The sequence below is a fragment of the Campylobacter sp. 2014D-0258 genome (genome assembly GCF_008000495.1).
Classification (GTDB): Bacteria; Campylobacterota; Campylobacteria; order Campylobacterales; family Campylobacteraceae; genus Campylobacter_D; species Campylobacter_D jejuni.
Genome location: NZ_VOAR01000001.1, coordinates 14,771 through 28,429, shown reverse-complemented (window position 1 = coordinate 28,429; position 13,659 = coordinate 14,771). Strand labels below are relative to the sequence as shown.

At 30.7% G+C, this 13,659-nt stretch carries 12 protein-coding genes, 1 other RNA gene and 2 pseudogenes; 8 read left to right on the top strand and 7 right to left on the bottom strand.

Annotated elements, in window-relative coordinates:
* The 6 genes from SR62_RS00140 (at position 1) to mnmA (ending at position 4,637) form a co-directional block, all read left to right on the top strand.
* On the top strand, positions 1–357 hold the full coding sequence (locus tag SR62_RS00140) for a hypothetical protein (RefSeq protein WP_002854547.1): 357 nt from the start codon (positions 1–3) through the stop codon (positions 355–357).
* Positions 338–1,030: an RNA polymerase sigma factor FliA gene (locus SR62_RS00135; RefSeq protein WP_002892114.1), complete on the top strand. Its 693-nt coding sequence runs from the start codon at positions 338–340 to the stop codon at positions 1,028–1,030. The genes SR62_RS00140 and SR62_RS00135 overlap by 20 nt, the downstream gene beginning before the upstream one ends.
* Complete coding sequence (fliM, locus tag SR62_RS00130; RefSeq protein ID WP_002851710.1) at positions 1,030–2,109, top strand: flagellar motor switch protein FliM; 1,080 nt, start codon at positions 1,030–1,032, stop codon at positions 2,107–2,109. The genes SR62_RS00135 and fliM overlap by 1 nt, the downstream gene beginning before the upstream one ends.
* The gene (gene fliY / locus SR62_RS00125; protein WP_002892112.1) at positions 2,106–2,948 is read left to right on the top strand and encodes a flagellar motor switch protein FliY; all 843 of its coding nucleotides are present in this window, start codon (positions 2,106–2,108) and stop codon (positions 2,946–2,948) included. Before fliM ends, fliY begins: the two co-directional genes overlap by 4 nt.
* A gap of 67 nt (positions 2,949–3,015) precedes the next feature.
* Positions 3,016–3,621 carry a TIGR00730 family Rossman fold protein gene (locus SR62_RS00120; protein WP_002892110.1) on the top strand — a complete coding sequence of 202 codons (606 nt, stop codon included), beginning with the start codon at positions 3,016–3,018 and terminating at the stop codon, positions 3,619–3,621.
* Positions 3,621–4,637, top strand: a complete 1,017-nt coding sequence (gene mnmA / locus SR62_RS00115; protein WP_147502215.1) for a tRNA 2-thiouridine(34) synthase MnmA — start codon at positions 3,621–3,623, stop codon at positions 4,635–4,637. The genes SR62_RS00120 and mnmA overlap by 1 nt, the downstream gene beginning before the upstream one ends.
* A 27-nt stretch (positions 4,638–4,664) precedes the next feature.
* Here mnmA and SR62_RS09255 read toward each other — a convergent pair.
* The 4 genes and pseudogenes from SR62_RS09255 to ffs all read right to left on the bottom strand — a co-directional run bounded on the left by SR62_RS09255 (position 4,665) and on the right by ffs (position 6,508).
* Positions 4,665–5,201: pseudogene (locus tag SR62_RS09255) on the bottom strand (anion permease).
* Between the two features lie 20 nt (positions 5,202–5,221).
* A pseudogene (locus tag SR62_RS09250) lies at positions 5,222–5,818 on the bottom strand (anion permease).
* A gap of 222 nt (positions 5,819–6,040) precedes the next feature.
* Entirely contained in the window at positions 6,041–6,160 is a 120-nt protein-coding gene (locus tag SR62_RS00090) for a hypothetical protein (protein WP_002893375.1), read from the bottom strand.
* 250 nt (positions 6,161–6,410) lie between these two features.
* An RNA gene (gene ffs, locus SR62_RS00085) (signal recognition particle sRNA small type) lies at positions 6,411–6,508 on the bottom strand.
* Positions 6,509–6,688: 180 nt separating this feature from the next.
* On the opposite strand from ffs, the gene SR62_RS00080 reads away from it, so the two are divergent.
* Complete coding sequence (locus SR62_RS00080; RefSeq protein WP_052804010.1) at positions 6,689–7,453, top strand: hemerythrin family protein; 765 nt, start codon at positions 6,689–6,691, stop codon at positions 7,451–7,453.
* Positions 7,410–9,278 (top strand): flagellar assembly protein A, encoded by a 1,869-nt coding sequence (locus tag SR62_RS00075; protein WP_002893372.1) that lies wholly within the window; start codon positions 7,410–7,412, stop codon positions 9,276–9,278. The genes SR62_RS00080 and SR62_RS00075 overlap by 44 nt, the downstream gene beginning before the upstream one ends.
* Positions 9,279–9,281: 3 nt before the next feature.
* Here SR62_RS00075 and SR62_RS00070 read toward each other — a convergent pair whose 3' ends face one another.
* From SR62_RS00070 to SR62_RS00060, 3 genes are read right to left on the bottom strand one after another with little or no spacing between them, the layout of a single operon-like run.
* Positions 9,282–10,919 (bottom strand): flagellar hook protein FlgE, encoded by a 1,638-nt coding sequence (locus SR62_RS00070; RefSeq protein ID WP_002893371.1) that lies wholly within the window; start codon positions 10,917–10,919, stop codon positions 9,282–9,284.
* A 3-nt stretch (positions 10,920–10,922) separates the two neighbouring features.
* Positions 10,923–11,807, bottom strand: a complete 885-nt coding sequence (locus SR62_RS00065) for a flagellar basal body rod modification protein (protein WP_002805290.1) — start codon at positions 11,805–11,807, stop codon at positions 10,923–10,925.
* Positions 11,808–11,860: 53 nt separating this feature from the next.
* The gene (locus SR62_RS00060) at positions 11,861–13,654 is read right to left on the bottom strand and encodes a flagellar hook-length control protein FliK (protein WP_147502214.1); all 1,794 of its coding nucleotides are present in this window, start codon (positions 13,652–13,654) and stop codon (positions 11,861–11,863) included.
* Positions 13,655–13,659: the final 5 nt, after the last annotated feature.

Sequence of the window (13,659 nt, the reverse complement as noted above, 5' to 3'; positions counted from 1 at the left end):
ATGAGGCCAGAAAATTATGTAGCATTTTTCACTGTTTGTGGATTTTTTATAGGACTTGCATTTAGCATTATTAGTATAGATGAAGCCTTTGATATACTGATTTTTACTTGTTTTATTACTTTTATGTTTTATGTTTTTGTTCATATTGCTATTATGAATTTTATAGATGTAAAGAAAATTAGTGGCAGAATCTTTAATAAACACGATTATGAAAAAACTAGCAATAATATTATCAACGATTTAGTTATTCGTGAAAAGAAAATGGATATAATTTTAGAAAAGCTCAATGAAGAAAGAGAAGAGCTAAAGAAAAATGAATCCAAAGAAAGACGAAGAAATGCTAAAAGAGCCGCCTAAAGCTTATGCACAAATGCTAAAGAAAGAGCAAGATGAGCTTGTGCTTTCTTACATGCCAGCTCTGCGTGCTATGGCTTTTAGACTAAAAGAACGCTTGCCTTCAAGCATAGATGTTAATGATCTTATTAGCATAGGCGTTGAAGAAATGATAAAGCTTTCACGCCGTTACGATAAAGAACAAAATGATAACTTCTGGGGTTTTGCAAGAAAAAGAGTTAATGGCTCTATGCTTGATTATCTTAGAAGTCTTGATGTAATGAGTCGCAATAATCGCAAAATTATTAAAGATATTGATGCAATCATGGACGAATATTTCCTTGAGAATGAATGCGAACCTGATGATGAGTATCTAGCCAAAAAACTTGATTTAGATGTAGAAAAAATCAAAGAGGTAAGAACAGCTCATGCTATTAGCTATACCCTGCCCATCGATGAGCAAATCGAACTTTATAACGAAGACAATACTTTAGAAAAAATTGAAAAAGAAGAACTTTTAGAAAAAATTCACGAAGTGCTAGATGATCTTAAAGAGCGCGATCAGTTAATTATTCAGCTTTATTATTATGAAGAATTAAGCCTAAAAGAAATCAGTGAAATTTTACAAATCAGTGAAAGCAGAATTTCACAAATTCACAAAAAACTTCTTAAAAAACTTAGAGAAAGGCTAATGTAATGGCTGAGATACTTTCCCAAGAAGAAATTGATGCTCTACTTGAAGTTGTCGATGATAACACCGACACACCCATAGCCTCAAATTCAAAAGATGAAAAAGACGAAAGAAATATCGTTGTATACGATTTTAAGCGTCCAAACAGAGTTTCAAAAGAACAACTTAGGACGATTAAAGGCATACATGATAAATTAGCAAGAAATTTAGCCTCTCAAATTTCATCGATGATGAGAAGTATTGTTGAAACTAAACTTCATTCAGTCGATCAGATGACTTATGGAGAGTTTTTAATGTCTTTGCCAAGCCCAACAAGTTTTAACGTTTTTTCTATCAAACCTTTAGATGGAAACTGTGTTTTAGAAATCAATCCAAGCATAGCTTTTCCTATGATAGACAGGCTTTTAGGTGGTCAAGGCGATAGCTATGAAGCTTCGCGTGAGCTTACGGATATTGAGCTTAATTTACTTGATTCTATTTTGCGTATCATTATGCAAAGACTTAAAGAAAGCTGGGCTACCGTAACTGAAATTTATCCTAGTATAGAAGCTAAAGAATCAAGTCCAAATGTTGTGCAAATCGTATCTCAAAATGAGATTGTTATCATGGTAGTAATGGAAATCATCATAGGAAATTCAAGCGGAATGGTAAATATCTGCTATCCTGTAGTACATTTAGAAAGTATATTAAGCCGTTTAGCAAACCGTGATATTATGATGGGTGAAACCTCAGCCAAAAAATCACGTAACAAAGAGCTTAAAACTTTAATCGGTCGTGCTGAAGTGGTATATGAGGCAATTTTAGGAAAAACCTTAATTAATGTTCATGAATTTTTAGAACTTAAACAAGGCGATATTTTAAGGCTTGATAGAGAAGCAGACGATAAAGCTATAGTAAGTATCGATAAAAAAGATGTTTTCTTAGCACAAATTGGATTGCATCGTTTTAGAAAATCTATTAAAATTTTAGAACTTATACGCACAGATAAAGATGAAATCAAAGAAATTTTGGAAAAATACGAAGAAGAGCGTAAAGCTAAAGCCAGTGTTTATGATGAGCCTGAAGAGGAGGATGAAGAAATATGATCAATGATTTTTTAAAAATGTTTACAAATGAATGCATCAGCACCATTGAAGGTTTAACAGGAAAAAGTGCTGAATTTAGCGAATATAAAGAATTTGATGTCAATACAAGCGATACCTTAAAAGCACCTTTAGTGTATGCTATATTTGATATAGCAAATGGTGGAAAAATAGGAATTTTAGCCGGTGCTGTTTTAATGAGTGCTATTGGTGAATGGATGATGGGCGAAGAAGAGATCACCAAAAACGATAAACTAGGTCCTGATGAAATGGATGCAGCTAAAGAAGCCATCCAAAATATCATTTCAGCATTTTCTACAACTTTAGGAGCTCAAAAAGACATTCCAAAAATGGATTTTAGTATAGAATCTTGTGAATTTGTGCCTGAAAGCGTAGATTTTAAAGATTTTAAAAAATTATTTTTATATGATGTAAAAATAGGCGATTTAGAAGAACAAGTTTCTTTAGCCATGGATCAAACACTTCACAACATCCTAAGTGGTAAACCTGCTGAAACAGGAAATACAAGCACTGATTCTAATCACAACGCTGAAGAAAAAGCGATAATGCTTAGCGAAGAACTTAAAAATATCAATCTTATCATGGATGTTCGTTTGCCTGTGCGTGTGCGTATAGGCAATAAAAAAATGCTTTTAAAAGATGTTTTAACTATGGATATAGGTTCAGTTGTGGAGCTTAATCAACTTGCAAACGATCCGCTTGAAATTTTAATCGGAGATAAAAGAATTGCTTATGGTGAAGTAGTAATTGTCGATGGTAATTTTGGTGTTCAAATTACAGAAATCGGATCTAAAAAAGAAAGATTAGAGCAATTAAGATAAAATTACTCTATAAATTTAAAAAAATTAGCTATAATCATTTTTTATAGTTTTGCCAAAAAGGTATTTGATGGATACAAAAATCATAAAAGATGTTGAAAAATTTGAAAATATACCCGAGCTAGAAAAGGCTGTTACTTTTTTTGGTTCAGCAAGACTTAAAGAAGATAATTTTTATTATCAGCAGGCTAAAATTTTGGCACAAAAATGTGTTCAAAATGGTTTTTGTGTGATAAGTGGTGGAGGTGGTGGTATTATGCGTGCAGCCAACGAAGGTGCTTTTTCACAAAAAAATAATACAAATTCAATGAGTTCTGTAGGGTTTAATATATTTTTACCTCACGAGCAAAAACTTAATGATTTTGTAGAATATAATATTACTTTTGAGAGCTTAGCCATACGCAAAATGGCTCTTATTGAAAAGAGTCTAGCTTTTGTGATCTTCCCAGGCGGCTTTGGAACACTTGATGAATTGTGTGAAATTCTTACATTAAAACAATTAGAATTTAAAAAAGATGTTCCTATTATTTTGTTTGGGAGTGAATTTTGGCGAGGTTTTGATGAGTTCGTCAGAAATTCTTTACTCAAACTTGAAGTGATTTCTAAAGGAGATGAGTTAAAGTATAAAATCACTGACGACTTGGATTTTATAATTAATACTTTAAAGGAAATTTAATGAAAATTCTAGTCGCTATGAGCGGTGGAGTTGATAGTACAGTCACTGCTTATAAACTTAAAAATTTAGGTCATGAAGTTATAGGTTGTTATATGAAACTTCATGGCAAACCAAATTATCACGAAGAAAATATCAAAAAAGTAGAAAAAGTTGCAAACTTTTTGCAAATTCCTTATCATATTTTAGACTTACAAGAAGATTTTAAAAACAAAGTTTACATGCCTTTTGTGGATACTTATAAAGAGGGTAAAACACCAAATCCTTGCGCTTTATGTAACCGTTTTATCAAACTTGGAAAACTTTTAGAATTTGCTAAAAGTTTAGGTTGTGAAAAACTTGCCACAGGGCATTATGCAAGACTTGAAAACAACTTAATAAAAACCGCAGTAGATGAAAGCAAGGATCAAAGCTATTTTTTGGCCAGTGCAGATAAAGAAGCTTTAAAATATCTTATTTTTCCGCTAGGCGAAATGAAAAAAGAAGATGTGAAAAAATTTGCTTCCACTATAGAGGTTTTAAAATCTTTTGCCACCCAAAAGGAAAGTTCTGAAATTTGCTTTGTTGAAGATACTTATGTGCAAGTTTTAGATCAGTTTATGGATACAAAAATTCCTGGAGAAGTATTAGATAGTAGCGGAAAAGTAGTAGGCAAACATGAGGGCTATATGCACTATACCATAGGCAAAAGAAGAGGCTTTGAGGTACGTGGGGCGCATGAGCCGCATTTTGTTTTAAAAATCAATCCTAAGCAAAACCAAATCATCGTAGGAACCAAAGAAGAACTTAAAATCAGTGAATTTAACCTAAAAAATATCAATCTTTTTATAGACGCTAAAGAGCTTGATTGCGAAGTAAAAATCCGCTATCGTTCAAAATCTACACCTTGTAAGGTAGAAATTTATGAAGATAAAAGCGCAAAAATCACTCTAAAAGATCCTGTTTATGGACTTGCTAGCGGACAAATGGCAGTCTTTTATGATATTGATAAAGTCATAGCAAGCGGTTTTATAGAATAATTTCTAGGAATTAATTCCTAGAAATTATTAATAAAATCCTAAAATTTTCCACCAAAAAAGCCCAACAGCTATCATCACCACTATATCAACTATGGAAATCACAAAACCTATACTCCACCATTTTTTAAGAGTTACATAGCCCGTTCCAAAAATAACAGGAGCTGTTCCTGTTGCATAGTGAGTTAATGCCATCATAACATTACCTGAAGCTATCATAATAAAAGCATAAAAAAGTGGTGGTGCTCCTAAGGCAAGCTGCACTATAAAAAACAAAAAACATTGCTGATATATGAGCTGTAATGGAAGCAAAGAAATAGTGTGTATATAAAAAAAAGCAAGGCTTAAAAATATCATAATAGAAATTTCCCCAAGTCCCATAGTAGAAGCAAATTCACCTTAAGCTTCAGCTAAAAACTGTGTAACACCAAGTTTGCCAAGTAAAGTTGCCATCATTACAAGAGCTGAAAACCATACTAAAGTATTCCAAGCAGCTTTTTCAGCCAAAACTTCCCCAAAAGTTAAAACTCCACTAATCAACACCAAAGACAACCCAAGCAAAGCCACACTAGTCGCATCAAGAGAAATTAGCCCAAAGCTCCAGCCCATAAAAGTAAAAGCGAGATAAAAACACTGAGCATGATTTTTTCACTATTTTTCATTTTTACAAGTTCTTTTAATTTATCTTTAGCAAAAGTAGAAGCATTAGGCGTGGATTTAATTTCTAGCGGAGAGAGAAAATAAAGCATCAAAGGCATCAAAAGCATAGCAGCTATACCAGGTAAAAACATCCCTAAAGCCTATTACCCCCCCCCAAGTTAAATGCACTTCTAAATTTGTAGCTTGTGCTATAAGATCAACCACCAAAGGATTTGGAGCTGTAGCTGTAATAAACATAGCTGATGAAATAGGATTGGCTCTTGATAATTTACCAAAGAAAGATAAGTGCCTATTTTATTTTGTGTTCCATCTTCAGGAGTGGATTTAAAACTTCTTGCAATAACTTGAACTATAGGATTTATGATAGCCCCTGCTCTTGCAGTATTTGAAGGAGTAACTGGAGCTAAAATAGTTTCACAAAAAGCTATAGAATAAGCAATACCTAAGGTTTTTTTACCAAGAATACTGATAAAATGATAAGCCAAATGCTCTCCAAGTCCTGTTTTAATAACTCCACGAGCCACAATAATAGAATAACTATAAGCTAAATAAGAGAATTTGAAAAACCACTTAAAGCGTCTTTTATACCCGTTTTAGATTTTAAATTTGATATAGCAGCATTTACCTTTTCATCTTATACTCTTTTGATATAAAAAATCAAGTACTGAAGTATTTAAAGGAAATTTTAGTCTCATCAATAAGTTGTTGCGTAGAAGTTTTTGAAGTAGCTTTGGCGTAAATTTTACTTAGATTTTCAATTGGGTAGTGGTAATACCACTAAGAGCTACTATGGCAATAGCTATAAAAGGCATTACTTGTAAAATCACTGCCATAATCACGGCAATAAAAAACTCAAGAAAATGCAAGAATTATCTTCCAAACCTACAAGGAGTAGGTACAAGCCAAAACACAGTTGCAATTAAATACACAGCACCAACAAGGGAATTTTCTTTCTATCCATTGTTTATCCTTTGATATTGGTAATGTAATTTGCAATGCTTAAATTCTAATTAACTAATATTTTAATAAATCTTAAAATGATAATTTTTAAATAAATTTTTAATTTATAAAAAAGCTAGCCTAATTGAAAAATAGGAATTTTAAAATGAATAAAACCCTTCCCCAGATAACTGCGGCACACGCTAAAATCAAGTGCTCTGCTGTGTTCCCACCCTGAAGCGGTGCTTAAAAATAGCATTGCACAGGTCTAAGAAAAGGCTTAAAAATTATATCATAATATACTTAAAAAGCCTTGAGTTGTTAAGATTCAATATATAAATTTGCAATCAATCCATTGTTTTTACTAAGAATTTTAAAAATTCATTTGTAAAATTATTATTTTATTTTCAAAAAATACGATATAAAAATAATTATTACATCCAAAAAGGAAAAATATGGAAGTTAAATGGAGTAGAGATTTTAGCATTAAAAATATGCAATTAGACAAACAACACGAACTAATTTTTGAAATTACCAATCTTGCAAATGATTTAGCTCTAAACATTCAAGATAATAATACACAACACAAAAATGATTTAAAACAAATTCTTGTAAAGCTATTTCAATACATCAAAATTCATTTTAAAGATGAAGAAAAATTTATGGAAAGCATTGATTTTCCTTTGATTGAAGAACATAAAAAATCTCATCAAATATTAGTAGAAAAAACTAAAGAGCTTTTAGAGCATTCAGATAATATTGTAAAAATGTCTCAAGAACTTTCCATATTAACCAAAGATTGGATTTTAGATCATTTTGCTAATGAAGATTTATGGATAGCTAATTTTACAAAAAAAACCCTACACCTTCAAGAAATCCATTATACCTTAGAACAATACATAAAACTAAAATCAATCAAACAAGACCTAAGAGCTGAAAAAACTCATGATTATATTTGCAATTGTTATTTACGTACTCATGCAGTTCCACAAACCATACACGAAGAACTTGTTAGCAAGGAAAATACTTTAAAATGTGAAAAATGTGGACAAATTTTAGTTCATTTGGATTATTTTGATTTGAATCAAAATTTCGAAAAATTCAATGCTATTTTTGAAGATGCACTACAAAATCACCATTTCACGACTCAAAAAAATGATATGGGGGGGGGGATAGATGAATTTTCAAGTAAAAACCTTAGAAACTTTCAATCCTTTTGAAAGTTTAAATCACGAACAAGCAAACACAGAACAAATTCTTGATTTTAGAGTTATAGATTTTAAACTTCTGTGTTCTAGTGTAAAACCAGCGAAAACAAAAACTTATGAAAGAAAAGATTTTGATTTGTTTTATGCAGATGATTTTTTTGTAAAAAACTATAATACCATAATACAAAAATTTCTTATAGAAATTTATCCAAAAAAAAGTTTTCCTTTTACAGTCAAACTTAGATCCAACTCCAACCTAACCCATCTAAAAGCCAGTATCAACCTTACAGAAAATTTTAAATATTACCCTAATTTAAAATTTGATATTTTGCAAAATATCTACAAAATAATGATCAAGCAAAAATTTTTAATCTTAAGACTTGATAAAAATTTATTTACAAAAATCGATGATTTTATCTTATCAATACAAAAAAATCCATCTATTAAAGAATTAGAGCTTGAAATTGCCAAAGGTGTAGATAAAATTGAACATAAAAGTGATGAAATTATCTATCATCGAAATGTTGAAGAAGTGTGTTTTAGTGAAAATGCTAACTATGATGAAGGGAACTACTGCAAACCTATTGAAAAAAATGAGCTACTTTTTGAATACATTTATAGAATTCTTGGAAAAGAAGGTAGAAATTTAAGAGGAGAAATCCTTCATTTAAATCCAATAGCCTTTCTTAATAATCCTTTTATCATAAAAGATGAAAGCATTTATGTAGAAGAACTAGAAGATAGAATTAAATATTTTAGCGCCAATTATGGATTTTTAAATAAAGACCACTCAGGATATAGCGTTATAAACAATTTAAAATTATCGCAAGTAGGGCTTAAAACAACCGGTTCAATCAAAACAAATACCAATGAAAATATAAACTTAGAAATCACTAATTTTGATATAAGCGATGATGCTATTAAATCAGGTATTGTAAATGTTCAAGCTTCAGATATAAAAGTAAATGGGAGCATTGGAGCGACAAAACTTTATGGAAAAAATATCAGCATAAAAGGCTTAACTCATGCAAAAAGCGAAATTTTTGCACAAGATGTTTTTGTTGCAATACACAAAGGAACTTTGCAGGCTGACACTGTATATATAAAAAATTTAGAAAATGGGACAATTATAGCTAAAAATGTATTTGTTGAAAACTGCATGGGTGGAAAAATAGAAGCAGAAAATATTTATATTTGCAATTTACTAACAGATAATACTTTATATCCAAGAAAAAATCTAATCATAGCAAACAATATAAAATTTAAAAACAATATCGTAGTTTCGCCACTAGTTTCTATTGAAAACAACTCAGATACAGAATGTGAAAATCTTAAAAACCTAAGCCTTAAAATAAAAAGTAAGCTTGATGACACCATAAGCAAAATGCAAAATTATTATGATTATCTAATCAAAAATCAAATCAAAATCATCAAACTTCAAAAGACTAAAAATCCTAGTGCTATAGAAATGAAATTTTCAAATCTTTATCACGATATCATAAAAAAATACAATCATCTTAGCATCTTGTATAAAAAACTTATAAAATTAAAATATCAAATTGATGCGAAATTAAATTTCTTAAATGAAATGGTTTACAATGTAAAAATATACATAAAAGCCAAAAATATCGGAAAGGATAATTTTTTAAAATTTTATCCTAAAACAAACACCAACCTTGAATTAAAACATCATATAAATTTAAAAGACTATGAAAAGGTTTTATATCTTGAAAAAGGGCAGCAAGTAAGTTATATTAAATCAAGCCATAATTATAGCGAAAGTGATATAGAAGAAATTAAAATTATTTTTGAAAAATTAGAAAAAGATAATTCCTAAAAATTATCTTTTCATATTAATGGCTTTTTGTATCATCTGATCACTTGTAGTAATACTTTTTGAGCTTGCATCAAAAGCTTTTTGAGTTACGATAAGGTTTGAAAGCTCTGTGCTTAAATCAACATTTGATTGTTCTAAGAATCCGCCTTTAAATTTGGCTGTATTAACAACTTGACCATCTTTCATAATAAAGCTTGCATCACCGCTATTTGCCGTTGCTGCAAAAATATTATCTCCCATAGCAGCCAATCCTTGCTCATTGATAAAATTATATAAAGCAAGCTTTCCAACTATGGCATTTTTACCATTGCTAAATTGCGCAACAATACTTCCATCATCGGATATATTATATTGTTCAAAAAACCCTTCAGCTACACCATCTTGTTGTGTAACTACATTTTTTTCGACGCCTTCTTTAATATAAATCCCACTATAACCCGAACCAGGTTTGTTAGCATCATAAGGAGAACCTAAATCAATATTAATTGTTCCACCATTTGGATTTGCAATGCTTGTAATATTGTTTTGAAGCAAAGCACCATTTTTATCAAAAACCATATTTCCTTCAGTCGGATTGCCTACGGCATTCCCATTAGAATCATAAATTTGTGCAATAGCTTTATATTGTATATTATCGCTTTCTTGCGGTAAAACTCTTTCAAGTGTAACCCTTAAAGTGCTTTTACTTCCATCTGCATTATAAATAGGGGATTCTAAAATATCTTTATTGGCTTTTTGTTGCTCTGTTGAAATTTGAGCTGTATCAAGCTTGATGCTATTTTCATCCAATCCTTTTAAATCAAGCTCGTTACTTTTAAAATTTAGATTTTCATCTAAAGTCGCTTCAAAGCTTGTTTTTACGCCATTATCATCAGTGAAATTTAAAATAATCCTATCACCTGCTTTAGCACTAAACACATCTTCTTTGCTAACACTACCACTAACTACATATTTTCCATCTTCAGTTTTTGTAATGTTAAATTTACTAGGATCAAGATCTACTTTAACTACTTCTGTTGTTGTGTTAGTATTTAAACTTCCACTCCATTTTACATTTTGAGTTACTTGAGGAGGTAAATACATATTCACAGGTACTTTAATAGCCCCTTGAGAAGCGGTTGTGCCTATACTGAAAGAATTATTTGAATTTACAGTAAAACCATTATTTACCGGAGTTCCTGTGTTAAGATAATCCCCCATAAGCCCAGCAACTCTATCGCTATAGTTAATACCAGTAAAAGCAGGATTCATTGTTCCTAAAACAAAATTTCCATAAGAATCTACCAAATATCCATTGGCATCTCTTCTAAATGATCCATTTCTAGTATAGTAAGCATTGCCATCAGCCCCTAAAACCCCAAAAAATCCTTTTCCTTGCAAAGCCACATCAAATTCGCCATCACTTGCAACAGGAGAACCCTGTTCGAAAACAACTTGAGAAGATGCTGCACCGCTACCATAACCACCTTGAGCAGGGTTGGTTGATTGGGTTGTTATGGTAGTATAAAAAATATCTTTAAATTGAGCATCAGAGTATTTAAAGCCCGTGGTATTGACATTTGCTATGTTATTAGCAGTGATATCAATACCAAAGCTATTGCTTTTTACTCCAGAAATCCCATTATAAAATGAATTCATCATGGCTTATGCCTTTTCCTCTTTGTCGCCATCTTCTGTAGATCCAGACCCAGAAGAATCTCCATCGCTTGAACCACCACTTGAGTCTCCACTTGAACCGCTTCCTCCAGTAGATGAAGATGAACCAAGCTTATAATCTGTTATTTCTTGTATTGCATCAAAAGGAACTTCTTGTCCAGCCATTTTTGCATAGGCAACACCATCTTTAAAAACAACACCTTCGATAGGATAAGTTCCGTAATTTGCAGTGATTTTTTCACCATTTTTATTATTATAAACCATTTTAACAGTGTACTCACCATCACCTGCATAAACCCCATCGTTATTTCTTCCTGGCCACTCCATAGTAAATAAACCTTGAGAAATAGATTTAGCATCGCTTTTTTCACTGAAAACAAGTTTATTATTGCTATCATAAATTTCTAGCGTAACACCGTTTTCATCAGAATCTTCAGGCAAATACATTTTAAGAGCGATAAGCTCATCTGCACCTGTAAGTTTGATTTTATTATCTGAAACAGTTGCCATTTTACCAATAGCCCCTAAAGCTGAAGTACTCATACTTGTACTAAAAGAATCAGAAAGCTTTTGCATAGTTTCAACCATTTTTTGCATAGTTGTATTGGTATTTTGCTGCATTTCAAGTGCGCTAAGCTGTGAAGTTTGAGTAAGCATTTTATCGCTATCCATAGGATCTGTTGGATCTTGATGTTGAAGCTCTATCAAAAGAAGTTTTAAAAACGCATCCTTATCTAAGGTAGCATTTGGATTGCTCACTATTCCTGAGCTACTGCTTGAATCTGTTCTAGTTGTTCCACTAGTACTTCCTGAAGAAGTAGTACCTGAAGTTGTAGCAGTGGTATTTAAATTCCAATCCGATGATGATATCATTATAAACTCCTTTTTATTTAGTTTTTTATTATTTAAGCAATAAGTGTTCCAACTTAAAAATACTTCGCTAAAACAAGCTCTAGATTGACTTTTTCACTTTCATTTTTTCCATCTAAAGCATCTTTAAAACCATATCCACTACGATTTTTTCCTTGATTTTGATTTTGCTCTCTTTTACCTTGATCACTAAAATTCATTTCAAGTCCAGCAAATCCCATATTTACAAGAGAATTTTTAAACTCGGCTTGATTTTGGATAAACAAATTCATTGCATTGGTATTGGAGTTGAAATTGATATGAAGGTTATTACCTCTTTGTATCAAAGTTACCTCCACTTCTCCAAGATTATTAGGATTTAGAGTGATACTAAGTTTAGTAATAGGTGCTTTGTATTGATCCACAGCCTCTTTTAAATCTTGTGAAAAATACTGCAAAGTTTCTTTAGGAGTGATATTGCGAGCATTGTTTTGTGTTACTTTATTTAAATCTTTGACTAAAGAATTTAACTCATCTAAGCTATTTTTATCTACATTTTCACTGTGCGTTTTTGTTTGCTCTTGAGTAAAAGTTTCTTTATTAGTAGTATTATTATTAAAATTTGCATTATTCTCTTTGTTTTGAACTACTTGAGTTTTATTTAAATTTTCAAAATTTAATTTTTGATCAAAGAAATTTTGTTTTATATCTTTATTTTCTTTGTTGTTGTTTTTAGGCTCTTTATTTAGATTAAAATCTTTTTGTGTTAAATTTGAAACTAATTTCTGAGTATCTTTAACAATTTCTTTATTTAAATTTTTATCAAGATTTAAATTTTGATCATTGTTCTTTAAATTTTTATTTTGATCTTGTATATTTTCTTGATTTAAATTGTTTTTTTCTTGATTTTTATTTAACTCTTTATTAAAATCTTTGTTTAAGTCTTTGCTTTCTTTATTTAAATTATCTTGGTTTTTTTTATCTTTTATATTTAACTCTTCTGTTAAATTTTTTGCAAACTCATCATTTTTGATATTTTTTAAAGTATTTTTAGCATCTGTGGTATCTTCTTCTATTTTTGATTTAACTTTATCGTTTTTTTCGTGTTTGCTTTCTTTGGATGAAAGTATGGAATCTAAATTTTTTAAAGTTTGAGAAAGCAAAGAACCGCTATCTTTAGAATTTGTTTTTTGCATAGAATGAGTGCTTGTAGTATGAGTTGTATTTTCTAAATTGTGATTTAAATTTTTACTCACATTGGAAATTTTATTATTGATGATTTCTTTAAAAACATTATCCACAGCACCCTTAAAAAAATCAGCCTTATCTAAATTTGGAAAAGTTGCTTTAAGATCAAGAAGACGATCTACTTTAATATTTTTTACATTTAAGCCCAGATCTTTAGCTATGTCCAAAAGCTCACTAAGATTTGATGCACCTTTTAAAGCATTAAAATTAGCCTCTGTTTTAATAAGACTTGAAAGTTGAGTAGAAAGATTTGCTAGTTTAACATCTGCTGTATCTGTTTTTAGCTTATCTAACAAAGAAAGAATTTGCATAAAAGAAGCAGATTCGAAAATGCTTATCTTATCGCTCTCATCAAAAGCTCCTTTTTGAAGTCTGCTCATCGCTTCATTAACAACTTCTTTTTGACTGATCTTCATATGATCAGGTAAAAATTCATTGGTTTCATTGATAGAATTAAGCAAAGAATTTAAAAAACTTTCCGTATCATCTTGAGTTGAATTTTTACTATCACTACTTTCATGTTCTTTATTTTTACTAGTTTTACTAAAGGAACTACTAGTATTAGAAGTTTTACTCGGCGTAAGATTTAAAACATCATTTTGCGGAGCTAAATTTGACATCACTTTTC